The sequence below is a fragment of the Flavobacterium johnsoniae genome, from assembly GCF_001879205.1.
Lineage (GTDB): Bacteria > Bacteroidota > Bacteroidia > Flavobacteriales > Flavobacteriaceae > Flavobacterium > Flavobacterium johnsoniae_A.
This window is the reverse complement of record NZ_MLFK01000006.1, coordinates 127,067-151,307: the sequence shown is the minus strand read 5'-3', so window position 1 is coordinate 151,307 and position 24,241 is coordinate 127,067. Positions and strand designations below refer to the sequence as shown.

The window sequence follows — 24,241 nt, the reverse complement described above, 5'->3', positions numbered from 1 at the left end:
TTGAATATATATTAAACTTCTGCTTCCTTATTGGCTAACTGGCCACAGGCGGCATCGATATCTTTTCCGCGGCTTCGACGTACTTTTACTACAACATCAATGCTTTCTAATGCTTTAATGTAAGCCAAAATAGATTCTTCAGATGCCTGTTGAAATTCTCCGTCATCAATTGGATTATATTCAATTAAATTAACTTTGCATGGCACATATTTACAGAACTTAACCAAAGCATCAATTGAGGCTTTATCGTCGTTAATTCCTTTCCAAACTACATATTCATACGAAATTTTGCTTTTGGTTTTTCTGTACCAATATTCTAATGCTTCGCGAAGGTCTTTTAAAGGAAAATTTTTGCTGAAAGGCATAATCTTCGCGCGTGTTTCGTCAATAGCCGAATGCAGTGAAACTGCCAATTTGAATTTTACATCATCATCGGCCATTTTCTTAATCATTTTCGGAATTCCGGATGTCGAAAGCATAATACGTTTTGGCGACATTCCTAAACCTTCCGGAGAGGTAATCATATCGATGGCTTTAATGACATTATTATAGTTCATTAAAGGCTCTCCCATTCCCATAAAAACAATATTCGAAAGCGGATGATTGTAATACAAACGACTTTCTTTATCAATTGCCATAATTTGATCGTAAATTTCTCCCGGCTCCAAATTTCGCATACGTTTTAAACGGGCAGTAGCACAAAAATTACAATCCAAACTACAGCCAACCTGACTAGAAACACAAGCTGTTGTACGTGTATCAGTAGGTATTAAAACAGATTCTACCACTAAACCATCATGCAGTCGTACAGCATTTTTTACTGTTCCGTCACTGCTTCGCTGCATGGTATCTACTTTAATATGGTTGATAACAAAATTCTCTTCAAGCATAGAACGTGTTGTTTTAGCAACATTGGTCATATCCTCAAAACTATGCGCTCCCTTGCTCCAAAGCCATTCATAAACTTGATTACCGCGAAAAGCTTTGTCGTTATTTGCGACAAAAAAATCTCGCAGCTGTTCTTTTGATAACGCTCTTATATCTTTTTTCTCAATTTGCATGCTGCAAAGTTAATCACTTTTGTCATTTTTTTCGATTTTTAGATGCATTCTTGTTTAAAGATCCAAAACATACAATCTTTTTTATCGATCTCTATTGTATACAAAACTAAAGTCCACTAATTAGCTGTCCTTTCAAAAAAATATGATTTACTTTTTAATTATAAGATTTTAATAAAATTCTAACCATGATTTTTATCAGTTCTTTTACTATTCGTTCGCAATAAATTTGATCCAAGAAAAGAAAGGGATTTATAATCAAACCTAGTCCAATTATAAACCTTTTTTAGATTTAACTAAATACCACATAGAGATGAAAACGATCAAATCAATTTTATTGACAGTAGTAATCATATTGTCATTACAAGTAAACGCACAAAAAAGATACAGTCTGGTAAAATCAACTTTTGAAGTTGCCGGAACTTCTAATATACACGACTGGGTAATGAAATCCTCTGAAGCAACCGGAAGCGCTTACTTAACAATTACCGACTCAAAACTAACAGACATTAAAAACTTATCAATTACCTTATTGGCAGAAAGCATAAAAAGCAGCAAAACAAGTATGGATGATGTAGCGTACGAATCTTTAAATACTAAAACGTACAAAAACATTAAATACGTTTTAAAATCTGCTGACAAGGTAAACGAAACAACATGGGTTTTAACCGGAACTTACACTATTGCAGGTGTTAGTAAAGATTTTAAAACACAAGTAAAAGTTACTAATTATGATAACGGTACTTTTGTATTACAAGGTTCGAACCGAATGACATTTACTGATTTTGAAATGACGCCCCCATCAGCAGCACTGGGAGTGGTAAAAGCCGGCAAAGAATTAACCGTTATTTTTAATATTACTTTTAATGATTTTGCAAAAAATGAAAATGTTCTAGTTATCAAATAACAGCTTACTATGAATCTAAAATTATACGCTCTTAAAAAAAATAATTCTCATTTCTAAAAACTAAAAAGTTTGGCATAAGAATTGTCTTGCACTCAAATGAAAAATAATCTTACAAAGCGCGCAATCATTTTAAAATTTGTATTTTTATTATTCCACTTTATAACCTTTTAAATTTTATAACCTAAAAAGACAATTTATTATGAAAAAACAAATTTTAAGCTTAGCTGTTGTAGCTCTATTAGCTTTCGGAGTACAATCTTGCGAAAAGAAAGAAACTAAACCTGCAGATGAAGAATTAACTCTTGGAAACAAAGTCGATTCCCTGACTACAGATATTAAAGAAGTAACAGACACTGCTGTAACAAAAGCAGAAAATGCGGCTGACAAAGCCAAAGCAGCTACTGAAAATGCCGCTCAGGATGTAAAAGATGCAACTAAAAAAGCAGCAACAGATGTTGAAAATGCAGCAAAGAAAACGGCAACTGACGTAAAAGATGCTACTAAAAAAGGGGCAGAAAAAGTTGAAAATGCAGCGAAAGCGGCGAAAGACGGAACTGTAAAAACAGCAAAAGAAGTAAATGAAGCTTTGAAAAAATAACTTCATTCCTCATTCAATTAAACTAAAACCATTCGATAACCGAATGGTTTTTTTATGCAAAATAGGCAGCGGATATTTTTTGTATTTTTGTTTTAAATTAGAACAACTACAAAATGCATTTTATATCACAAGAATTAGAAGATTATATCGAGCAGCATTCTGAAAATGAACCAGAATTATTAGCTAAACTTAATAAAGAAACCTACCAGAAAATACTTTTACCACGAATGCTGAGCGGACATTTTCAAGGCCGTGTTTTAAGTATGTTATCCAAATTAATACGTCCGGTAAATATTTTGGAAATTGGAACTTACACAGGTTATGCCGCGCTTTGTTTATGTGAAGGAATGCAGGAAAACGGACAGTTGCACACTATTGACATTAAAGAAGAATTAGTTGATTTTCAGAGAAAATACTTTGATGCATCGCCCTGGGGAAATCAGATTTTTCAGCATTTGGGTGAAGCCATAGATATTATCCCAACTTTAGATGTAAAATTTGATCTCGTATTTATTGACGCCGATAAAGAAAATTATCTTAATTATTGGGAAATGATTGTTCCCAAGATGAATAAAGGCGGCATTATTTTATCTGATAATGTTTTATGGAGCGGAAAAATCCTTGAGCCGGTTCATCCAAACGATGTAAGTACAAAAGTTCTTTTAGAGTATAATCTGCTTTTAAAAAACGATCCAAGAGTAGAAACGGTTTTATTACCAATCCGTGATGGATTGACAGTTTCGAGAGTTTTATAGATACTAAGGTTCTGAGGGGCTAAGAAACCAAGAATCTTAGTTTTATATGAATTGCCTCCAGCTTTAGCTGGAGTTTTTTTTATAGAGCAAAATAAAAAAAGGTTTTAGCCAAAATCCATTGTGTATTTGGCTAAAGCCTTTTCCTTTTAGACTTTATTATCTCCAGCTAAAGCTGGAGGCAACTCACTTGCATATTTTTTGAGTTTAAAAACTTAGTCCCGATAACTATCGAGATAGTATCTTAGTAACTCAGAACCTTTTTAAAAAATTTTACCCTGGAAAATATTGAGGTTTCAATCGTTTGTAAGCTAAAAAGATCAGGGAACCAAAAATTGCTCCAAAGAAATATCCTGTCAGAATATCTCCCGGATAATGTAATCCCAAATAAATTCGGCTGTAAGCGAAAATTAGAGGCCATAAAAACAAGAATCCTAAATACTTGAAATGGCGTTTTAAAACTAAATATAAAAACGTTGCAACAGCCATTGTATTGGCGGCATGTCCTGAGAAAAAGCTAAAAGATTTTCTAACCTGAACAACTCTGATAATCGTATTGATATCAGGATTATTACAAGGACGTAAACGTTGAAAGGTATGTTTAAACAGATTTGTTGTCTGGTCTGTAAAAGCAATTAAAACTGCTATAAAAAGCAATAAATAAAGAGTCTGTTTTCCACCTATTTTTTTATAAATAAGATAAAAAAGCAATAAGAAAAATGGCGTCCAATTTAATTGATCAGTAATGATTAGCCAAAATTTATCGTATGTTTCAGAACCTAAACCGTTCAGATATACCAATAGATTGATATCTAATTGTTCTATTTTTTCCAGCATATTATCTTTGGCGTTTTACAGGTCCTGAAATTGAATCTATATCTTCTTTTACCTTATCGATTTCTGTTGCAGTATCACCAAGCAAATTAGTTGTATCGCCTAATAAGTTTGATTTTGCATTATTAATCTCGGCATTGATATTACCTGTCAGGCTATTCAAAGATTTAGAATCGAGACCGTTTGCCTCTGCTCCTTTTTGAATTTCACTTTTAATATCGTTAGTTGCATTTTTTAACTGTGCCATAGCTTTACCCATTGTACGAGCAATTTCCGGCACTTTATCTGAACCAAAAAGCATTAGTACTATAAACAGTATGAAAACTAGTTCTCCTCCTCCTATACCAAACATATCTTTTATTTTTGTGTGCAACAAAGATATTAAATTTTGAAGCGCACCGTTTTAAAATTTACTTAAAAAAAAAGACTCTTTTCAGAGTCTTTAGTATTTATTTTTAGTCAAACTTTGATTTTTGTTCAACTTTTGGCCATGAATTATTGGTTACATCAATATCGGCTGTCAGCAATTTTGGATCGATCTGAATGCTTTTAATCGCTTTTGCAGTTGCATAAACTTTTTTAGCGGTATCGTTATTTTTTCTCCAGATTTGCGCCGGATATTGGTAATTATCTTTTGTACCATCTTCATAAGTAATCTCAACAAGAATCGGCATAATCATACCTCCCGGTTTGTTGAACTCTACTTCATAAAAATATTTAGGTGATTTAATGCTTGTTTTTTCTTCGGCAGTAAAAGTTTGATCCACATAATCTGCCAACGGCTTAATATCTTCTACTTTTAGCGCTTTTTTATTTGCAGCATTAACTTCCGGATTATCTCCGTTAACCAAATAAACAAATGGTCCTTTCTCGAATCCAAAACGTCCTTTTCTTACTTTTACATCTTTGATATCAGCAGTTGGAGTTTCAGAAACATAATATTGTTTTACATCTTTAATTCCGATATCTACAAAATCTGTTGAATAAAACCATCCTCTAAAAAACCAGTCCAAATCTACAGCAGATGCATCTTCCATGGTTCTAAAGAAATCTTCCGGAGTTGGGTGTTTGAATTTCCATCTGTTGGCGTATGTTTTAAAAGCATAATCAAACAATTCTCTTCCCATTACAACTTCTCTTAAGATATTAAGACCTGTAGCCGGTTTTCCGTAAGCGTTATTTCCAAACTGGTGAATCGTTTCAGAGTTAGACATAATTGGCTCCAAAAATTTTTGATCACCGCTCATATAAGGAACAATATTTTTTGCAGGCCCTCGTCGTGACGGGAAGTTAGGATCTAATTCCTGTTCTGCCAAATATTCTAAAAATGAATTCAACCCTTCGTCCATCCAGGTCCATTGACGCTCATCAGAGTTCACGATCATTGGAAAGAAAGTATGTCCAACTTCGTGAATAATTACGCCAATCATTCCGTTTTTAACTTCTTTACTAGTTACCCCATTTTCATCAGGACGACCGTAATTCCAGCAAATCATTGGATATTCCATTCCCTGATCTTCTGCAGAAACTGATACTGCTTTTGGATAAGGATAATCAAAAGTATGAGATGAATAACTTTTTAAAGTATGTGCTACAACCATTGTAGAAGTTTCTCCCCAAAGCGGATTGGCTTCTTTTGGATAAACAGATTCTGCCATAACAGTTCTGTTTCCAATTTTCACAGCCATTGCATCATAAATGAATTTTCTTGAAGAAGCGATACCAAAATCACGAACATTTTTGGCACTGAATTTCCATGTTTTTTTCTTTTCTGAAAAACCTTTTTCAGCAGCTTCTGCTTCTGCCTGCGTTACAATAACAACCGGTTTGTCAAATGATTTTTGCGCTTGTTCGTAACGTTTAACTTGTTCCGGAGTAAAAACTTCACTTCTATTAGTCAACTCTCCTGTAGCATCAATAACGTGATCAGCAGGAACTGTAATATTTACATCGAAATTTCCAAAAGGAAGAGCAAATTCGCCGCTTCCCCAGAATTGCATATTCTGCCATCCTTCAACATCATTGTAAACTGCCATTCTTGGGTAGAATTGTGCAATTACATATAATTTATTACCATCTTTTTCAAACAATTCATAACCAGAACGTCCGCCTTCTTTTCTATAATTATTAATGTTATACCACCATTTTATAGAAAATGAAATTTTCTCTCCCGGTTTTAGTGGTGAAGCCAAATTGATACGCATCATCGTTTCATTGATAGTATACGACATTGCATTTCCTTTCGCATCTTTTACCTGTTCAATATTAAAACCACGCTCTAAGTCTTTCTTTAAATATTTAGTTGAAAAACCTTCAAGCGGTAAAACCTGATTGATTTTTTCGCCTTCTGCTAAAGAAGTCTGCCCGTTTGCTCTGGCTTGATTTTGATCTAACTGAATCCATAAATATTCTAAACTATCAGGCGAATTATTAGAATAAGTAATCGTTTCAGCACCTGTTAATTTTGATTTTTTATCGTCTAACTCAATATCAATTTTATAATCTGCCTGCTGTTGATAGTATGCAGGTCCAGGTGCCCCAGAAGCTGTACGAAACATATTAGGCGTTGCCAGCAGATCATACATCTGGCTAAACTTGTTTGTATCGTATTTGCCTTGCTGTTTAGGGGTGACGGCTTTTTCCTGAGCAATTAACATTGCAGGAAAAATTAATAATAATGAAAGCTTTTTCATAAAAAGGTAATGGTAATTTTGTCAGGGTGTGAAAATAATAATTAAAAGATTAATTTAACTTATTAATTAATACTTTAACAATTCTTTCCTTGAAGATACTGTAAAGAGAACACTTCTTTTTGTACCAAATGCTGAAATATGTGTAATGTTTTGCTGCTCAGAATTCCAGTCAACAAGTATTGTATTTGAAATTTCGATATTTTTAAACTTATCAATATCTTTTATTCTGGAATAACAAACCAGCACATCACCAGCTTCAACTTCTTTAGACAAAAAGGTAATAGGCTTATTCTGGCCGTTTATTTTAATAGTAAAATTTTCGGCCAGGTATTTTTTAAATAAATCGAGGTCAGCCTGCGTTTCTTTTTCTGTTCCTATGAATGTTTTTTTATGGTATTTTTTCTCCACAGCATTATTCAAATCATCTATAAAAATACGAGATGTAATTTGAATCATTTTTTTTTCTGATGCATATTCAACCTGAAAAACACCTACATAAAATTTATGAAATGCAAAAGCAGAAAGCGATAAAAACAATATCCCGATTAAAGGATAGAACATTATTTTCTTCATTATTGAGCAGCATTCACTTTTTTAAATTCAGCATTTTTATTGATTAAAAAATCGATCAATTCAAATTTCTGATCTTCATTAAGATGCCTTTTCGACTCTGGATCGTTTGAGCAGTACATTAAAAATAAATCTACTTCATCTGACTTTAAACCTAGGGTTTTGGTAAAAAAATCCGGTTTAAAATTCGCTTTAGCATATTCAACAAATGCAATATCGGAGATTACCTCCTCTTTTACTTCATCATTTTTAGAAAGAAGTTTTTTAACATCTTTAAAAATACGAACAAAATCTGTTCCGTATTTAATGGTTTGATCAGAATACATTGCTATATTTTTTGCTGTCGATTGCTTATCATCTTCAAACTGCATATCAACATATTTTTGAGTATTCTTGTCCAGTGATTTTACTTTGAGATCTTTTTTAACCAAAACCTCCTTTAATTCATTACTAACTAAATCCAAAGGAACAGAGAGAAGTATTTGCGCACAATCTTTTTCTGTTAAAACTATTTTTTTAGACTGAAAAGCCAAGCCTGTAAAAAGCAGTGTATCTTTTGGCTGAGCCAAAATATCAAACAACCCGCCCGGACCTATAAAAGTTCTGGATTTTGCATTAATATTCATTACATAACCACTTTCAATAGAAAGCGATTTGTTGGTAACCTGACCGTGCAGTGATTTTCTTGTACCGTTTTGCGCAAGCATTATTTGGCAAAATAAGCAGACAACAAGTACTCCTAGATTATTTTTCATTTTTAAGAATTATTAGATATTTTCGGGCTAAATCTGTTATCAAAAACATACTCATTGTTTTGTTCTTTGTATTCAAAGATACGGCAAAATCAGCATCATCCACACAATATAATTGAAATCCTTTAATATCATCTACCGGAATTTTCAATCTTTCGGTATAATAATTCTCATCAAAAAGATACTCTATTTTTCTAAAAAGCGCTTCTTTTTTCTCTACATTCACCTCTTTTTTTAACATTGCAGTACGTCCTGAAATCCCATTTAAAATTTTATCTATAGAGGTAGAAGTAGCTGTATAAACTTTACGTTCTGCCGGGGTATATGTTTTTTGTCCGTGCGGTATAATGCCTAAATTTTCAGCTGTAATTCCAAGATTATCATTTACAACAACCTCTTTTAATTCTATTTCTTTTGCTGTCATTTTTATCACCAGCAGACTTATGCGTAAATCTTCGGCCGAAATTCGGCGCTTATACGGTTCTAAGTTTACAGCCGAAAAAACCAGAACATCTCCTTCTTTAACTGCAATAGAAAATCTACCGTCATCATCTGAGACAGTAGAAACCTGAGTTGTATTATTGATGATATTTACTCCGTTTACAGAAGTTGATTTTTCCAGAATTTGCCCTAAAATTTCTTTAGAAGCAGTATTTTGCCCAAAACTAAGCTCCACAAAAAACAGAAACAGAATGAGATAAAAAGCATTATTTCCTTTCACTTGCAATAATTTCTTTATACTTCACAGCTAATTCGCCCAACAAAAATTCTGTTGAAGTTTTATTTTTAGAATTCAAAATATTTGTAAACTGTTTATTTTCGACTGCATAATATTCAAACCCCTTTACATATTCAGCCGGAATTTTTAACCTTTCAACAAAATGCTCAATACTGAACATTTTCTCCAGAAGCTTCATAAAAAATTCTTTCTTTTCTACTTCGACTTCTTTTTTCAGCATAGCAGTCCTACCCGAAAACAAGTTAAATAAAGGATCAGCAGAAATCGACCCTCCAGCCATAGTTCCAGCATTTGCTGTTGGATTTAAAGCCGTAGCTGTGCGTAGTTTTCTTTCTGCCTCGGTATAAGTTTTCTGTCCATAAGGAACAATTCCTAAAGAAGCAGCGTTAATATTGTCATATCTTTTAATCACAACTTCCTGCAATTGATGCATAATGAGATTCATTTTTACTGTAAAATTTAAGTCAGTAAAATTTTCACTAGTTAATATTACTCTGTTTTCTTTAAATTGAATAGAAGAAAAAACTAGCATATCATCAGGTTTTGCCAAAATTGAAAAAGCTCCGGATGCATCCGTTGTTGTCATAGCTTCGGTTTGGGCATTCACAACATACACACCTTCCAGATCATTTGTATTTGCTGTTATTTTTCCGTTTATAGCAGAGCGTTCCTGACTTTGAGACCAAGAATTCTGACTTAAAACAGCAACTAAAAAACATACAATATTCTTTGTCAAAACGAATAAATTAGGAAATTATTAAAAAGGTAAAAATATCCTAATGTCTTCCAAATTTAATACTAATGAGTTGGTAAAAATATGTTAATTAAAGCCGTATATGCCAATTTTCAGAACATCGCTTTTTTTAATACCTTTAACGGATAGAATTTGAGTTTAAAAAATTATGAAAAGCATTATTATCGCCAGCACTTCTACCCTGCACGGCGGAAGTTATTTGGATTATTTACTACCCGTATTACAATTACATTTTAAAAACTGTAAAAACATTTTATTTATTCCTTATGCACGTCCCAGCGGAATTTCGCATGACGAGTACACCACAAAAGCCGCACAGGCATTTGCTTCAATAAATCTTAACCTTCAAGGAATTCATGAATTTGAAGATCCTAAGAAAGCCATAGAAAATGCCGAAGGAATATTTACCGGCGGAGGAAATACCTTTTTACTGGTAACCCAATTATACAAACACAACATCATGCAATTTCTTGCAGAAAAGGTAAAAAACGGAACTCCCTATCTAGGAACAAGTGCAGGAAGCAATATTTGCGGATTATCAATGCAGACTACTAATGACATGCCTATTATTTATCCGCCTAGTTTTCAAACCTTAGGATTAATTCCGTTTAACTTAAATCCACACTATTTAGATCCTGATGCAAACTCACAGCACATGGGCGAAACTCGTGAAACCCGAATAAAAGAATTCCATGCCTTTAACGCAATTCCGGTTTTAGGTTTAAGAGAAGGAAGCTGGCTTGAGGTAAAAGGCGAAAAAATAACCCTAAAAGGCTCCTTAAAGGCAAGACTTTTTAAACAAAATGAAACACCTACAGAATTAGAGACTGAAAGCGACTTAAGCAACCTGAATTAATTTTCACCATTTTAAGTTATGTTATTTAAAGAAAGCGTTATCCAAACTTACTTTAGTTATATAACTTAAATGGTTCAAAAGAAATATAAAACAAAAAAGCCTCAAACAATGTTTGAGGCTTTTGAAGAGCGAAAGACGAGGCTCGAACTCGCGACAACCAGCTTGGAAGGCTGGAGCTCTACCAACTGAGCTACTTTCGCATTAACAGGGTGCAAATATAAATAATTAAATCATTCTAAAAAACAAAAATCAAAAATTATTTAGTTTGATAAAAAAACCGAAACAATTAAGTTCCGGTTTTTTAGAGCGAAAGACGAGGCTCGAACTCGCGACAACCAGCTTGGAAGGCTGGAGCTCTACCAACTGAGCTACTTTCGCATTGCTGGTGCAAATATAAAAATAAAGTTAAGTTCAAAACAAGCTTTTTGGCAAAAAAAATTAATTAAAATCAACATTTTTTTATAACCTATTTAAAATTAAATCATTATAAAATCAATTATTTTTTAAAAATCATGAATATTATTAAAGAAATTCCATCACAAGAAACCTATATCGTACGCCAGCCAGTTTTAAGAAAAGGAAAACCTATCGAAAGTTGTGTCTTTGATGGAGACGATCTTGAGACAACACACCACTTTGGTTTATTTAGTGACGAAAATTTAACAGGAATTATTTCGTTATTCAATCAAAGCAACCCTATATTTGCCGAAAAAAATCAGGCGCAGATTCGAGGAATGGCCATTTTAGAAAATCATCAGAAAAAAGGTTTTGGCGAAGCACTGGTTAAACATTGTGAAACCTATTGCAAAAATAATCAAACTGACTTAATTTGGTTTAATGCCCGAACTGCTGCAGTTGGTTTTTACAAAAAAATGAATTACCAAATTTTAGGAACCCCCTTTGATATAAAAGATGTTGGAGAACATTATTTAATGTTTAAAAGATTATAGAATGAAAAAACTTTACTTTTTATTAGCAGTATGCATTTTTATTAGTTGCAAGAAAGAAGAACCTAAGATTAAACCTATTGTAATCAAAAAGGCTCCTGCAATTATACTTACTGACGAACGAAAAGTAGAGATCGATACAGCATTATTAAATACTTTTAAAAGTGAAACCCTCAAACAGTTTTACATTTCATCTGAAAATAAAACGGTTTGGGGAAATCTAAAAAAACGAACTTACGTTTTATCTCAATTAGAAAAATCGGCTGCATTAGGTTTAGATCCTGAAGACTACAAGGCTTCGCAGCTAAAGAAATTTGAAAGCAAAATAAGTAATCTAAATGATGCTGATTTAGCCACTTACGATATACTTCTGACCTATAATTTCGAAAAATACTTAAACCATTTGTACAAAGGAAAACTAGATCCGAAGAAATTGTATACAGATTGGGATTTAGATGAAAAAACATTCGACGTAAATAATGTTTTGATAAAAGCTTTCAACAAAAATAAATTAGACAGCATTGTTGAGAGTATTCAGCCAAAATCAGAAACATACAAGCAGTTATTAAAATCACTTGAAATCATCAATTCTTTTCCAGATGAAAACATTAGCACAATTGATGCGGTTAAGAAAATCACTTTAAATGATACAAACAATGCTTTAATACCTATTAAAAAGAAACTTTTATTCTGGAAAGATATGTCAGGAAAAGACAGTCTAACTGATAAATACGACAAAAAAACTTTTGAGGCAGTTAAAAAATTCCAGGCTCGTCACGGCCTTGCCGATGATGGTGTTATTGGCATTGGAACTATCAGCGCATTAAATTATTCTAAAGAAAGAAGAAAACAGCAGATTATCGCCAATTTAGAACGCTGGAGATGGTACCCAACCGAGTTGTCCGAAAATTACTTTATCATCAATATTCCGGATTACAGCTTACATGTAGTTGAGAATCAAGATACGACTTTGGTCAGAAATGTTGTCGTAGGAACCAGTAAAAGAAAAACCCCTATCATCACATCGTTTTTAAGAACAGTCGTTTTTAATCCAACATGGACCGTCCCTCCTACTATTTTAAAGGAAGACGTTGTTCCTGCAATGAAGCGAAACCGAAATTACCTGACAAAGAAAAATATCACTATTTACGACACATCAGGAAATGTGGTTGAACCTGCTGCATGGAACGAAAACAAACCTAATAACTATCGATACGTTCAAAGTCCGGGTTATAATAACTCATTAGGATTAATGAAAATCCTATTTCCAAATCATCATAGTGTTTACTTGCACGATACCAATCATCGAAATAATTTCGTAAGAAACAATCGCTCTTTAAGTTCGGGTTGTGTTCGTGTCGAAAATCCGCTGGAACTGGCCGAACACATTTTAAATGACTCAACAAGATTTTCAAAAGAAAAAATCGACACTATAATTGCTTCAAAAAAAACAATGAGTTTCAAAATCACAAAAAAATATGCATTGTATCAATGGTACTGGACAGCCTGGAGCAAAAAAAATCAGCTCATTTTCAGAGCTGACATTTATAATCTAGATTCAGATTTGTATGCTAAATTAAGAAATTAGCCTTTCTTCCATTGTAAAACTTCTTGATGGATGATAGATATACAAACATGATTTGTCTTTTATAGTCTGGATGATTTCATCTGTTAATTCTACCGGAACAGCGGGACATCCCTGGCTTCTGCCTAGTCTTTTATGATCTCTGATAAACGATTCAGAAACATAATCTGCACCATGCATTACCACTCCTCTTTCGCGGGCCTTGTCATTCAAACCTCTTTCAAGACCGTCTAAACGCAATGAGGCTCCGTGTTTACCCTGATAAATTTCGCCAGTTGCATAAAAACCTAAACTGCTTTTAAAAGAAGAATTTAAGTTAGAAAATGTATTGGCAAATTCTTCTCCGGTGTTTCTTCCGTGCGCCACCAGAGAGTTAAATAAAATCGTATTGGTAGTCATATCAATTACCCAAAGACGTTTGGTATTTGATGATAAACTAAAATCAACTAATGTTAGAATGTTTTTCTGAATAATCCCTTTTTCTTTCAAAAGATAAAAACCTTTCAACGCTTCAGTAAAAGATTTTAGTTCAGGAAGCTTAAAATTGTTAGAATTTAAAGAGTTATAAATGGTTTCAATTTTTGCATCAACTGTAAGCTTTTTTTCAACTTTAGCAATACTTCTTGTTGTTGCAATCTTTAATTCGGAGGTGTTTTTTGAATCTTTGCCAAAAGACAATAACAAAAACACAAGCAGCGGATACATTTTGTAAATCATTGAATTTCTTTAGGTTAATAATAAAAAATTTGGGTAAGGCAAAAATAGAAAAAAATCACCCCACGCAAAATATAACCCTGAAAATCAGGCCTTTTTTGCTTAAATTTTAACATTATTAACATAAAATGATTCTTTCTGTAAGATTATTTCCCACTCAAAAAATCATAACATTTCAGCGTATTTTCTTAAAAAAAACAGAAGAAAATGGAAATATTGAAACTCAGAATGTAATAAATAGAACAAAATTCAGCCTGTTTTTTTTAAATTAAAGCATTAAAACAGAAACATTTTCTACTTTAAACCATATATTTAGTAATTCTTTTTTTGATTACTATTTTGATTAACAGCCCCTAAAAAATAACTTTGAATCAGCGAGGTCTTCATCACATTTTTCATTGTGCCAATATTTGACATTCAAAAGCGCTGTCAAAAATAAAGCTTAGAAAAAGAGCTTAGTGTGAATTAATTTTAAAAAATAAAGAGTTCTATAATTAAATTAGTATTTTTTGTTACACTTCATTTTATTAAACATAAATGTAATAAAGCTTTCTCTCCAAATTTTAGAAATGACTTATCTTTGTAGAAAACAAAAATGTAATGAACAAAAAAGTTATCCTTATGATTTTAGATGGTTGGGGAAAATCTCCTGACCCTAAAGTATCTGCAATAGACAATGCAAATGTTCCTTTTATAAACAGTCTTTACAAAAATTACCCAAGCGCACAGCTTCGTACCGATGGATTAAATGTTGGTTTACCTGAAGGTCAAATGGGAAACAGTGAAGTTGGGCACATGAATCTTGGTGCCGGACGAATTGTATATCAGGATTTAGCCAAAATAAATTTAGCCGTAGCCCACAAAACACTGGCTAAAGAACAAGTTTTAATTGATGCCTTTACTTACGCTAAAGAAAACAATAAAAAAGTACACTTTTTAGGATTAGTTTCTGACGGAGGTGTTCACTCTCATACTTCTCATTTAAGAGGCCTAATTGATGCTTCTCAGGAATATGGTTTAGATCAGGTTTACGTTCACGCTTTTACAGACGGACGTGATGTTGACCCAAAATCCGGAGCAAAATACATTCACGATTTAGAAGATTATATCAAAGATACTCCTGTAAAAATTGCTTCTATCATTGGCCGTTATTATGCAATGGATCGTGACAAACGCTGGGAACGTGTAAAATTAGCTTACGATTTAGTAGTTAACGGAGTGGGAATTCCGTCTACAAATGCTGTAGCAAGTGTTCTTGACAGTTATGCACACGACGTTACTGACGAATTTATTGAGCCGGTAGTAATTGTTAATGAAGAACAAAAACCTTTAGCCACAATTATTGAAGGTGATGTTGTCATTTTCTTTAACTTTAGAACAGACAGAGGCCGTGAACTTACGGAAGCGCTTTCACAACAAGATTTTCATGAGCAAAACATGCACAAGTTAAACTTGTATTATGTAACACTTACCAATTACGACGAAACATACCAAAACGTAAAAGTAGTTTACAATAAAGATAATATTACCGAAACTCTTGGCGAAGTTTTAGAAAAAGCAGGTAAAAAACAAATTCGTATTGCCGAAACTGAAAAATATCCGCACGTAACATTTTTCTTCTCTGGAGGAAGAGAAGTCCCTTTTGAAGGAGAAAGCAGAATTTTAAGAAATTCTCCTAAAGTAGCAACTTATGATTTACAGCCGGAAATGAGCGCTTACGAGTTAGCCGACGCTCTTGTTCCTGAATTAAACAAAGGCGAAGTGGATTTCGTTTGTTTGAATTTTGCAAATGGAGACATGGTAGGCCACACCGGAATTATGAGCGCTGCAATTAAAGCCTGCGAAGCCGTTGATGCCTGCGCTAAAAAAGTAATCGAAGCTGCTCTTGCTAACGATTACACCACAATTGTAATTGCAGACCACGGAAACTGCGAAACGATGATTAATCCTGACGGAAGCCCAAATACAGCCCACACCACAAACCCTGTACCTATTATTTTAGTAGATAAACACTTGAAAAATATTCAGGATGGTGTTTTAGGCGATATTGCTCCTACTATTTTAGAATTAATGGGAGTACAGCAGCCAAATGCAATGACTTGTCATTCGCTTTTGTAGAAAACGCTTAAACTTTAAACATATAAGTAATAATAAGTTCATTCAAATCGAACTTAAAAAATCTCGCAAAGACGCTAAGCCGCAAAGAAATTTATAAAACTTTGCGCCTCTGCGACTTTGCGAGAACTATTTTATACCAAAATGTAACGCTTAGTTTAGCTTTTATCTTATGTGATTTTCATTTCTTAAATTAAACAATGCTTATTTATATTTACTTATATCACTTATATGGTTTATATTTCTAATATCCCATTTTGTCAGCCTGAGCGAAGTCAAAGGCACATGACGTTTAACTCAAAAAAGGCTTCAGCTTCGCTCAGCCTGATTCGTATCTATTACTCAATATCAAACAACAAAATAATGATAAAGCTGTTCAACCCCATAAATCACAAGTCCAATAATTCCTCCTACCAAAGTTCCGTTGATTCTGATGTATTGAAGATCTTTTCCGATTTCTAATTCCAGTTTTTCAGAAACCTCTTTTCCATCCCAGCTTTTTACGGTTGACGAAATTAAATCTCCAATTACTTTTTTGTTGTTTAAAAGAATCGACAAAACATCATTTTTAATAAAATTATTGATTTTGTCTATCATCACAGAATCTTCTTTGAGTCCGTTTCCGAATACCTGAATCACATTGGCAATATTATTTTTTATTGAAGACTCATCACCTTTATTTAAGTCATTATTTATCGAAAGTTTTATTTCATCCCAAATTCCGTTAATATAATCCTGAACTTCTTTTTTTCCGGCAAAACTCAGAATCATATTATTGATTTTAATTCTCATTTCTTCAGAGTTTTTTACTTTCTCCAAGAAATCATAAACATATTCATCAATTTTAACCCTTATTTCGCTTTGCGGTTTTTTGGCTTCATTTAAAAATTCCTGTAAGCCATTAAAAATCCCTTCTGAAATACTTTTATCGGCTAAGCCAAAACTCAAAAATGGCGTAGATTGTTTTACTTTTTTTCGAATCAAATCTTTGTTATTCGTTAACTCATTGCTCATCACTTCGAGCACATTCGTTAAAAGTTCATCTTTTACATTTCCTTTGTGCAAAGGTTCTAAGGCCAGCGCAATCCAGTCTCCAAAATTTATTGCCTCCAGTTTTTCTTTAAACTGAACCTGAATAAACCTTTTAATGTCTTCGTCTTTTATGGTTTTTAAAATTCCCGGGATAATATTTACCGCAACTACATTGGCAATTTTATTGGCATTTTCGTTTTGCGAAAGCCATTCTGAAGCTTTTGTGGCGAAGTTGAATTCTTCTAGTTTAATTTCTAATTTTTCCCGGTTTAAAAATTCTTCTGAAACAAAATTCCCTAAGTTTTCTCCAATTTCATTTTTCTTCGTCGGAATAATGGCCGTGTGCCAAATCGGGATTCCCATAGGATGGCGAAATAAAGCCACAACTGCAAACCAATCGGCAATTCCTCCTACCATCGCCGCTTCGCTAAAAGCCTGAAGCATCGGAATTTTGAAATAAATAGCAATAATAAACAAGAGCACTGCAACACCCAAAAGTGCCAGAGCATTTCCTTTCATCTTTCTTAAAGCCTTTACTTTTGATATATCTTGATCTATAATAGTTTTCATGATTAGATTCGTTTTTACTACTAATTTAGGGCTTTTTTGCGAGATATTTGATTCTCATCACTGTTTAAACAGTCTCTGATTCACGAATTTTATACAAAACTTCTTTATGAAATTTTTAAAATATAAAATTTATGAAATCCATTTTAAAATTTTCCATTCTTAATAATTCGACAATTCGCGTCAAAAAAATAACTTAAAAAATGAGATAAAAATTGTACTTTTGCCAACTGAAAATCTGAAAAATATGATCATCCAAAAAACCAGAGAAGAAATCGAATTAATGCGCGAAAGTGCTTTGATCGTATCGAAAACATTAGGAATGATTGCTTCTGAAATTAAAGAAGGAGTTACTACATTATATCTTGACAAATTAGCCGAAGAATTTATTCGTGATCACGGTGCGGTTCCAAGTTTCTTGGGGTTATACGATTTCCCGAATTCACTTTGCATGAGTCCAAATGCTCAGGTTGTTCACGGAATCCCGAATAATACGCCTTTAAAAAATGGAGATGTAATTTCTGTTGACTGCGGTGCATTTAAAAACGGATATCACGGAGATCACGCCTATAGTTTCGAAATTGGAGAAGTTGCTCCGGAAGTAAAACAACTTCTAAAAGTAACCAAAGAATCTCTTTATGTTGGAATTAGAGAATTTAAAGCCGGAAATCGCGTAGAAGATGTTGGAAATGCGATTCAAAAATATACAGAATCTCACGGATACGGAGTGGTTCGCGAATTAGTTGGGCACGGTTTAGGGCAAAAAATGCACGAAGAACCGGAAATGCCAAACTACGGAAAACGCGGCCGCGGAAAACTTTTTGTTGAAGGAATGGTTGTTGCAATTGAACCTATGATCAACCTTGGAACAAGAAATATAAAACAATTAAAAGACGGCTGGACTATTTTAACTGCTGACGGAAAAGCAAGTGCCCATTTCGAACACGATGTAGCTTTAATAGACGGAAAACCAGAATTATTATCGACTTTCCAATACATCTATAAAGCCCTGGGGATCGAAAGCAACGAAGAAGACGAATTCAGAAAAGTGCCTTTGGTATTATAGTTATTACGCAAAGATTCACAAAGATATACGCCGAGATTCACAAAAATTATTTATACGCCTTTAAAATGAATTCTCAAAATTTAGTCTCTCAAAATGAGCTAGATTCTATTTCATATAAAATTATTGGTTTAGCGATTGAAGTTCACAGACAATTAGGCCCTGGTCTATTAGAATCTGCTTATCAGGAATGTTTGTATTATGAAATTATGAATTCTGGTTTAATTGTTGAAAAACAAAAAGCTTTACCCATAATCTATAAGGACATAAAATTAGATCATGGTTATAGAATTGATTTACTGATAGAAAATAAAATAGTAATTGAATTAAAAACTGTTGAAGCTTTTACGGAAGTACATTTTGCCCAAATATTAACTTATTTGAAACTAGGAAATTATCCATTAGGATTGCTCATTAATTTTGATTCAAAAATATTAAAAAACAATATAAAAAGATTTATAAACACTTTGTGAAGCTCTTTGCCTACTTTGTGTAACTCTGCGAAACAGCCCCATGAAAAAACTTTTTAAACTCGTACTTAATACAATCCCCCGCCCATTATTAATTCGTTTGAGTTATGTTGCGCGACCAATTTTAGCTTTCTCATTAAAAGGAGATAAATTTACAGATCCTATCGACGGGAGAAGTTTTAAATCGTTTTTGCCTTACGGATACGGAAAACAGCGTAATAATGTGCTTTCGCCAAGCACACTTTCGTTAGAAAGACATCGTTTGCTTTGGTTGTATTTAAACGATCAGACTGATTTTTTTACAGCACCAAAAAAAGTACTTCATTTTGCTCCGGAACAAGCTTTTTACAAAAGATTTCGCAAGCAGAAAAACTTGGATTATACGACAACCGATTTGTTTTCGCCTTTGGCCGATGTAAAAGCAGACATCTGTAATCTGCCTTTTAAAGACAATGAGTATGATGTCATTTTATGCAATCACGTTTTAGAACATATTCCGGATGACACGAAAGCGATGCAGGAATTATTCCGTGTTTTAAAACCGGGCGGAATGGCTATTTTACAGATTCCGCAGGATTTAAACCGTGAAGTGACTTTTGCCGATGATTCTATTACAGATCAAAAAGAACGCGCTAAAATATTTGGACAATATGATCACGTTCGTATTTACGGAAGAGATTATTTTGACAAATTAAGAAGCATTGGATTTATCGTAATTGAAGAAGATTATACCAACAAAATTGCACCAGAATTAGTTGAGAAATACTGTTTAGCAAAAGGCGAAATCATTCCACTTTGCTTTAAACAGGAAAACTAATTTTCACCATATAAGTGATCTAAGTTCATTTAAAAAAGAGTTTTCAAAATAGTAATAATTTGAAAACTCTTTTTTTTTGCCCAATCCCTAATTATAAGCCAATCAAATCCCTAAACCTTGAAACCTTCAAAATCATATCAATTTTGTTTTGACATCAGTTTTGAAAAAAACCTGAATACCTATATCCCAACATCCTACATTATTGAGGATACCGATGAAATAAAATATCTGGATAAAAAAGCAACCCCCGGCATAATTGAAAGCTTCGGAATTGTTTTTGAAAATTTAGATTCTAATACAAAAAAAATACTGACTGCCTGCGAATCTTTAAAACCTGAATTCATATTTAAAAAATTCAGTTCCAAAATCAAATCAGCTAAAACTATTGCTGATTTGCAAAAAGATTCTAAAATTGAGTTTGCAATCCGTCAGCATTTAAAATTTCATTTAAGCTCATTTTACAACCTCATAGTTCAGGAGCAATTTCCCTTATCTATAAATCTTGGACCCGAAAAAGATTTCTATCGTTCCAGAGTTGATATAAGTCCGCTTTATTTTGAACCACAAATTCAATTTGACAAACATGCCGAAGGAATCACCTATACCCTTTCTTTAAAAGAAAACGAAACGGCTTTTTTGCCTATGGACCGCAATGTCGATATACTGCTGGATGAGCCGGGCTGGTTAATTATCAATAAAAAATTAGGACAGTTAAAAGAGCTTAATGCCAAAAAACTAATGCCTTTTTTAAAGAAAAAATCAATCGAAATACCCTCAAAATTAGTTGATGATTATTTTAAGAATTTCATTCCGGAAATAGCAAAAAAAATTGACATCGAAGCAACAGGTTTTGAAATCGAGCTTCGCGATACAATTGTATCCTGCACCATTCAGCCCGTTTTTGACTTCTTCAAAAACTGCTATTATCTCAACCTTTATTTTGATTATAACGGATATTCATTTGATGCAAGTAAAACAAAAAAAACGCATTCATTCGTTGATTTTAGTGTTACCAATGAACCTAAAATTATTCAGTTTAAACGAAATACTGACGAAAATTTATATGCCGATAAATTAATTGAAATTGGTTTAGCAAAAATTAAAAACGAATTATTTGGGCTGAATTCTGATGCTGAAACTTCTGATCCCTATGCCAATATTCAATTGATAATTGACCATAAGGAAAAGCTGGAAAATTTAGGTTTCAATATTCAAAATTTAAAACTCGAAAGCAAAGAAATCATTACAGAAAACCACACTGTTTCGGCTTCAAAAGACACAAATGGAGATTGGTTTGACATTAAAATCATCATTACAATTGGAACTTACACGATTAATTTCAGTGAAATTATTCCAAATATAAAAAGCAAGGAAAGACTTTTTGCTCTGCCTGACGGAAACTACTTTTTGATTCCTTTAGAATGGTTTAGTAAATACAGTTCACTTGCAAAACTGGCCAAAACAGAAAGCGGGAACTTACTTTTACGAAAAAGTAATTTTACTGCACTGGATGCGATTCCTGAAATTAAAGACGAAGTAACTTATAAAGCCGAATATATTGCTTCTGATTTATTAAAAGCAACATTGAGACCGTATCAAATTGATGGTGTAAAATGGCTTTTAGGACATTTTAATTCCAATTTGGGTGCGTGCCTAGCTGATGATATGGGACTTGGAAAAACGCTGCAGACTTTAGCTGTTCTCGTTGCCGTTCAGGAACAATTAGGATTCACCACGAAAACGACCAATTTTGATTTATTTGCAAACGAAACTACAATCGAAAGAGAACCGCTTAAAGCCTTGATTGTTTTGCCTTCTTCATTGGTTTTTAACTGGTTTAATGAAGCCGGAAAATTCACGCCGCATTTTTCAAAAATGCAATATGTGGGTAATGACAGGAAACAATTAGCGAGCAGATTAGCAGCAACCGATCTAATTTTTACGAGTTACAGCATTATTCATCGTGATATTTCAATTTTAGAAAAATATGATTTCCGTTATTTAATTCTGGACGAAAGTCAATATATTAAAAATAAAGATTCTAAGATTTTCAAAGCTATAAATAAAATAAGTACAGGGCATAAAATCGCACTGAGCGGTACGCCAATCGAAAATTCGCTTGACGATTTATGGTCGCAGATGCAGTTTATAAACCCGGATATTCTGGGAACGTATAATTTTTTCGCAGCAAACTTTAAAATTCCAATTGAGAAAAAACAGAATGAAGATGTTTTATCTGAATTAAAAAAACTCGTGCAGCCTTATATTTTAAGAAGAACCAAAGAACAGGTTTTAAAAGATTTACCCGAGTTATCCGAACAGATTTATTATTGCGATATGGATCCTGAACAGGAAAAATTATATGAAAAAGAAAAATCGAAAGCGCGTAACTTTTTATTAAAAACAGACGGTTCAAGTCCTGATAAAATCAGTATAATCAATACGCTGATGAAGTTAAGACAGTTGAGTAATCACCCGAAAATGATAGATCAGGAATCAGAAATTGATTCCGGGAAATATATTGCCGTTACCAATTATCTGGATAATTTAGTCAAAGCAAAACAAAAAGTAATCATTTTCAGCTCATTTGTTACCAACTTGAGTTTTTATACAGATTGGTGCAGAGAAAACAAAATAGAATATTGCGAAATTACCGGTGAAACCCCTTCAGGAAAAAGAGAACAGCAGGTAAAATTGTTTCAGGAAAAAGAAAATCCTTTATTGTTTTTTATTTCGCTGAAAGCAGGAGGCGTTGGTTTGAACATCACAAAAGCTTCTTATGTTTTATTTTTAGACCCGTGGTGGAATCCTTTTGCAGAAAAACAAGGAGTAGGAAGAGCACACCGAATTGGGCAGTTAAATAAAGTAAACGTTATTCGTTTTATTTCTAAAAATACAGTAGAAGAAAAAATTATCAAACTGCAGGAAAACAAAAAACTACTGTCTGATTCCCTTTTAGAAGAAAGCTATATCAATGATGAAATCGAAGCTAATTTAGAGTACATTTTGAATTCTTAGCCAATTCCTTTTTTTTTAACCAATAAATTGGCATCTTAATACGTTTAATAAAATTCTTATATTTACAATCTTACAACGTAATAAGATGCCAAATTTTTTATATCAAAGCTTAATTGCGCTTTTTATTTTTACTTCGGCGAAAGCCCAGGAAATCCAAACTGAGGTAGTTCCTCCATACAATATTAAAACCGTAACTTTTGTTCAGAATGGCAATAATGTCGTTCCGATATTTGAACTGAATTCGACATTTCAATTTGAGTTTGATGACTTATTTGGAAACGAAGCCAATTATTATTTCGAAATTACACATTGCGATTACAACTGGAAACCAAGCGATATTCCTAAAACAGATTATTTAAGAGGTTTTGACGGCCAGCGAATTACAGATTATTCTAATTCCTTTAATACACTTCAGGTTTACTCCCATTACAGACTTCCTTTTCCAAATCAATTTACAACCCAGATAAGATTATCCGGAAATTATATTTTGAAAATTTTAAATGAAGATAAAGAAGTCGTTTTATCCCGAAAATTTATCGTATACGAAGAACATTGTACAGTTGCAGCGCAGGTAAAACGAACCCGAAACCTCAACAATATTGAGCACAAACATAATCTGGATTTCACGATTGCTTCAAATGATATTACTTTTCAAACGCCAACCCAGAATGTAAAGGTTCTTTTATTACAAAATGGAAACTTCAATACTGCTATTAAAAACATTGTACCACAATATACTATCGGGAATCAATTGGTTTATAAATACGATGCTGAAACGCAATTTTGGGCCGGTAATGAATTTTTATATTTTGAAAATAAAGACATTCGGGCAGCCAATAATAATGTAGGAAGAATTGGTTCTAACAATGATATCTACAATGCGTATTTGTACACAAATGCTGCAAGAGGAAATCAGATTTACACCAATTATCAGGATGTAAACGGGAATTTTGTGGTTAAAAACATCAACGGTTCTGACAACAGTATTGAAGCCGATTATGCCTGGGTTTATTTTACACTTTCGGCACCTGCCTTCATGCTTAATAAAGATATTTATATTACCGGAATGTTTAATAATTACAGCATTTCGCCAGAATACAAAATGGACTATAATGCAGACAAGGCTGTTTTTGAAAAAGCGGTAATGATCAAGCAGGGTTTCACTAATTTTCAATATACAATTGCTGATAAAAAAGGAAATATTGATTTTGAAAATGCCGTTGACGGAAATTTTTATCAGACAGAAAACGAGTACACTATATTAGTTTATTACAGAGAAAGTACAGATCGTTATCAAAGAGTTATCGGAAAAGGCAATGCAAACTCAATAAACATCGTTAATTAAAACATTGTTAAGGTTTTAGGATTCATAGTTTTTTTTCGTAGCTTTGTACCTATAA

22 protein-coding genes and 2 tRNA genes are annotated in these 24,241 nt (G+C 33.1%); 12 read left to right on the top strand and 12 right to left on the bottom strand.

What is annotated here, in order from left to right; all coding sequences use genetic code 11:
- Positions 1–11: 11 nt before the first annotated feature.
- Complete coding sequence (gene rlmN / locus BKM63_RS09920; RefSeq protein ID WP_071636453.1) at positions 12–1,061, bottom strand: 23S rRNA (adenine(2503)-C(2))-methyltransferase RlmN; 1,050 nt, start codon at positions 1,059–1,061, stop codon at positions 12–14.
- A gap of 310 nt (positions 1,062–1,371) precedes the next feature.
- Here rlmN and BKM63_RS09915 point away from each other — a divergent pair, with 310 nt between their 5' ends.
- The 3 genes from BKM63_RS09915 (at position 1,372) to BKM63_RS09905 (ending at position 3,318) form a co-directional block, all read left to right on the top strand.
- Entirely contained in the window at positions 1,372–1,965 is a 594-nt protein-coding gene (locus BKM63_RS09915; RefSeq protein ID WP_071636452.1) for a YceI family protein, read from the top strand.
- A gap of 199 nt (positions 1,966–2,164) precedes the next feature.
- Complete coding sequence (locus tag BKM63_RS09910) at positions 2,165–2,563, top strand: hypothetical protein (RefSeq protein ID WP_071636451.1); 399 nt, start codon at positions 2,165–2,167, stop codon at positions 2,561–2,563.
- Positions 2,564–2,676: 113 nt separating this feature from the next.
- Positions 2,677–3,318, top strand: a complete 642-nt coding sequence (locus tag BKM63_RS09905; RefSeq protein ID WP_071636450.1) for an O-methyltransferase — start codon at positions 2,677–2,679, stop codon at positions 3,316–3,318.
- Between the two features lie 270 nt (positions 3,319–3,588).
- Here BKM63_RS09905 and BKM63_RS09900 read toward each other — a convergent pair whose 3' ends face one another.
- The 7 genes from BKM63_RS09900 to BKM63_RS09870 form a co-directional block, all read right to left on the bottom strand.
- The gene (locus tag BKM63_RS09900; RefSeq protein WP_071636449.1) at positions 3,589–4,152 is read right to left on the bottom strand and encodes a phosphatase PAP2 family protein; all 564 of its coding nucleotides are present in this window, start codon (positions 4,150–4,152) and stop codon (positions 3,589–3,591) included.
- A gap of 1 nt (position 4,153) precedes the next feature.
- The gene (locus BKM63_RS09895; protein WP_071636448.1) at positions 4,154–4,501 is read right to left on the bottom strand and encodes a Sec-independent protein translocase subunit TatA/TatB; all 348 of its coding nucleotides are present in this window, start codon (positions 4,499–4,501) and stop codon (positions 4,154–4,156) included.
- Positions 4,502–4,604: 103 nt separating this feature from the next.
- Positions 4,605–6,842: a M1 family metallopeptidase gene (locus tag BKM63_RS09890; RefSeq protein WP_071636447.1), complete on the bottom strand. Its 2,238-nt coding sequence runs from the start codon at positions 6,840–6,842 to the stop codon at positions 4,605–4,607.
- Positions 6,843–6,908: 66 nt separating this feature from the next.
- On the bottom strand, positions 6,909–7,415 hold the full coding sequence (locus BKM63_RS09885) for a DUF6702 family protein (RefSeq protein ID WP_071636446.1): 507 nt from the start codon (positions 7,413–7,415) through the stop codon (positions 6,909–6,911).
- On the bottom strand, positions 7,415–8,167 hold the full coding sequence (locus BKM63_RS09880; RefSeq protein WP_071636445.1) for a hypothetical protein: 753 nt from the start codon (positions 8,165–8,167) through the stop codon (positions 7,415–7,417). The genes BKM63_RS09885 and BKM63_RS09880 overlap by 1 nt, the downstream gene beginning before the upstream one ends.
- Complete coding sequence (locus BKM63_RS09875) at positions 8,157–8,885, bottom strand: carboxypeptidase-like regulatory domain-containing protein (protein WP_071636736.1); 729 nt, start codon at positions 8,883–8,885, stop codon at positions 8,157–8,159. Before BKM63_RS09875 ends, BKM63_RS09880 begins: the two co-directional genes overlap by 11 nt.
- On the bottom strand, positions 8,872–9,639 hold the full coding sequence (locus BKM63_RS09870; RefSeq protein ID WP_071636444.1) for a carboxypeptidase-like regulatory domain-containing protein: 768 nt from the start codon (positions 9,637–9,639) through the stop codon (positions 8,872–8,874). The genes BKM63_RS09875 and BKM63_RS09870 overlap by 14 nt, the downstream gene beginning before the upstream one ends.
- Positions 9,640–9,805: 166 nt before the next feature.
- Between BKM63_RS09870 and pepE the strand changes: the two genes are divergently transcribed.
- Positions 9,806–10,513, top strand: coding sequence for a dipeptidase PepE (pepE, locus tag BKM63_RS09865; protein WP_071636443.1), 708 nt, complete (start codon positions 9,806–9,808; stop codon positions 10,511–10,513).
- A gap of 127 nt (positions 10,514–10,640) precedes the next feature.
- Here pepE and BKM63_RS09860 read toward each other — a convergent pair.
- Positions 10,641–10,713, bottom strand: a tRNA-Gly gene (locus tag BKM63_RS09860).
- 105 nt (positions 10,714–10,818) lie between these two features.
- Positions 10,819–10,891: transfer RNA gene (locus tag BKM63_RS09855), tRNA-Gly, on the bottom strand.
- A 134-nt stretch (positions 10,892–11,025) separates the two neighbouring features.
- On the opposite strand from BKM63_RS09855, the gene BKM63_RS09850 reads away from it, so the two are divergent.
- Positions 11,026–11,463 carry a GNAT family N-acetyltransferase gene (locus BKM63_RS09850; RefSeq protein ID WP_071636442.1) on the top strand — a complete coding sequence of 146 codons (438 nt, stop codon included), beginning with the start codon at positions 11,026–11,028 and terminating at the stop codon, positions 11,461–11,463.
- Between the two features lies 1 nt (position 11,464).
- Positions 11,465–13,048 (top strand): L,D-transpeptidase family protein, encoded by a 1,584-nt coding sequence (locus BKM63_RS09845; protein WP_071636441.1) that lies wholly within the window; start codon positions 11,465–11,467, stop codon positions 13,046–13,048.
- Here the strand turns inward: BKM63_RS09845 and BKM63_RS09840 are convergent.
- A complete protein-coding gene (locus BKM63_RS09840) occupies positions 13,037–13,762 on the bottom strand; it encodes a murein L,D-transpeptidase catalytic domain family protein (protein WP_071636440.1) in 726 nt (241 codons plus the stop codon). The two genes, BKM63_RS09845 and BKM63_RS09840, sit on opposite strands and share 12 nt — an antisense overlap.
- A 597-nt stretch (positions 13,763–14,359) precedes the next feature.
- On the opposite strand from BKM63_RS09840, the gene gpmI reads away from it, so the two are divergent.
- Positions 14,360–15,877: a 2,3-bisphosphoglycerate-independent phosphoglycerate mutase gene (gene gpmI, locus BKM63_RS09835; RefSeq protein WP_071636439.1), complete on the top strand. Its 1,518-nt coding sequence runs from the start codon at positions 14,360–14,362 to the stop codon at positions 15,875–15,877.
- A 345-nt stretch (positions 15,878–16,222) separates the two neighbouring features.
- On the opposite strand, the gene BKM63_RS09830 is transcribed toward gpmI, so the two are convergent.
- Positions 16,223–17,476, bottom strand: coding sequence for a DUF445 domain-containing protein (locus tag BKM63_RS09830; protein WP_071636438.1), 1,254 nt, complete (start codon positions 17,474–17,476; stop codon positions 16,223–16,225).
- A gap of 244 nt (positions 17,477–17,720) precedes the next feature.
- On the opposite strand from BKM63_RS09830, the gene map reads away from it, so the two are divergent.
- The 5 genes from map to BKM63_RS09805 all read left to right on the top strand — a co-directional run bounded on the left by map (position 17,721) and on the right by BKM63_RS09805 (position 24,186).
- Positions 17,721–18,539 (top strand): type I methionyl aminopeptidase, encoded by an 819-nt coding sequence (map, locus tag BKM63_RS09825; RefSeq protein WP_071636437.1) that lies wholly within the window; start codon positions 17,721–17,723, stop codon positions 18,537–18,539.
- Positions 18,540–18,604: 65 nt separating this feature from the next.
- A complete protein-coding gene (locus BKM63_RS09820) occupies positions 18,605–19,009 on the top strand; it encodes a GxxExxY protein (RefSeq protein ID WP_071636436.1) in 405 nt (134 codons plus the stop codon).
- 40 nt (positions 19,010–19,049) lie between these two features.
- Positions 19,050–19,823, top strand: a complete 774-nt coding sequence (locus BKM63_RS09815; protein ID WP_056204700.1) for a class I SAM-dependent methyltransferase — start codon at positions 19,050–19,052, stop codon at positions 19,821–19,823.
- 117 nt (positions 19,824–19,940) lie between these two features.
- Positions 19,941–22,841 carry a DEAD/DEAH box helicase gene (locus BKM63_RS09810; RefSeq protein ID WP_071636435.1) on the top strand — a complete coding sequence of 967 codons (2,901 nt, stop codon included), beginning with the start codon at positions 19,941–19,943 and terminating at the stop codon, positions 22,839–22,841.
- Positions 22,842–22,926: 85 nt separating this feature from the next.
- On the top strand, positions 22,927–24,186 hold the full coding sequence (locus BKM63_RS09805) for a DUF5103 domain-containing protein (RefSeq protein WP_071636434.1): 1,260 nt from the start codon (positions 22,927–22,929) through the stop codon (positions 24,184–24,186).
- The last annotated feature ends 55 nt before the right edge of the window (positions 24,187–24,241 follow it).

Excerpts from the sequence above, each read along its gene's own strand:
- rlmN (WP_071636453.1), bottom strand. The coding sequence starts at position 1,061 with ATGCAAATTGAGAAAAAAGATATAAGAGCGTTATCAAAAGAACAGCTG.
- BKM63_RS09915 (WP_071636452.1), top strand. The coding sequence starts at position 1,372 with ATGAAAACGATCAAATCAATTTTATTGACAGTAGTAATCATATTGTCA.
- BKM63_RS09910 (WP_071636451.1), top strand. The coding sequence starts at position 2,165 with ATGAAAAAACAAATTTTAAGCTTAGCTGTTGTAGCTCTATTAGCTTTC.
- BKM63_RS09905 (WP_071636450.1), top strand. The coding sequence starts at position 2,677 with ATGCATTTTATATCACAAGAATTAGAAGATTATATCGAGCAGCATTCT.
- BKM63_RS09900 (WP_071636449.1), bottom strand. The coding sequence starts at position 4,152 with ATGCTGGAAAAAATAGAACAATTAGATATCAATCTATTGGTATATCTG.
- BKM63_RS09895 (WP_071636448.1), bottom strand. The coding sequence starts at position 4,501 with ATGTTTGGTATAGGAGGAGGAGAACTAGTTTTCATACTGTTTATAGTA.
- BKM63_RS09890 (WP_071636447.1), bottom strand. The coding sequence starts at position 6,842 with ATGAAAAAGCTTTCATTATTATTAATTTTTCCTGCAATGTTAATTGCT.
- BKM63_RS09885 (WP_071636446.1), bottom strand. The coding sequence starts at position 7,415 with ATGAAGAAAATAATGTTCTATCCTTTAATCGGGATATTGTTTTTATCG.
- BKM63_RS09880 (WP_071636445.1), bottom strand. The coding sequence starts at position 8,167 with ATGAAAAATAATCTAGGAGTACTTGTTGTCTGCTTATTTTGCCAAATA.
- pepE (WP_071636443.1), top strand. The coding sequence starts at position 9,806 with ATGAAAAGCATTATTATCGCCAGCACTTCTACCCTGCACGGCGGAAGT.
- BKM63_RS09850 (WP_071636442.1), top strand. The coding sequence starts at position 11,026 with ATGAATATTATTAAAGAAATTCCATCACAAGAAACCTATATCGTACGC.
- BKM63_RS09845 (WP_071636441.1), top strand. The coding sequence starts at position 11,465 with ATGAAAAAACTTTACTTTTTATTAGCAGTATGCATTTTTATTAGTTGC.
- BKM63_RS09840 (WP_071636440.1), bottom strand. The coding sequence starts at position 13,762 with ATGATTTACAAAATGTATCCGCTGCTTGTGTTTTTGTTATTGTCTTTT.
- gpmI (WP_071636439.1), top strand. The coding sequence starts at position 14,360 with ATGAACAAAAAAGTTATCCTTATGATTTTAGATGGTTGGGGAAAATCT.
- BKM63_RS09830 (WP_071636438.1), bottom strand. The coding sequence starts at position 17,476 with ATGAAAACTATTATAGATCAAGATATATCAAAAGTAAAGGCTTTAAGA.
- map (WP_071636437.1), top strand. The coding sequence starts at position 17,721 with ATGATCATCCAAAAAACCAGAGAAGAAATCGAATTAATGCGCGAAAGT.
- BKM63_RS09820 (WP_071636436.1), top strand. The coding sequence starts at position 18,605 with ATGAATTCTCAAAATTTAGTCTCTCAAAATGAGCTAGATTCTATTTCA.
- BKM63_RS09815 (WP_056204700.1), top strand. The coding sequence starts at position 19,050 with ATGAAAAAACTTTTTAAACTCGTACTTAATACAATCCCCCGCCCATTA.
- BKM63_RS09805 (WP_071636434.1), top strand. The coding sequence starts at position 22,927 with ATGCCAAATTTTTTATATCAAAGCTTAATTGCGCTTTTTATTTTTACT.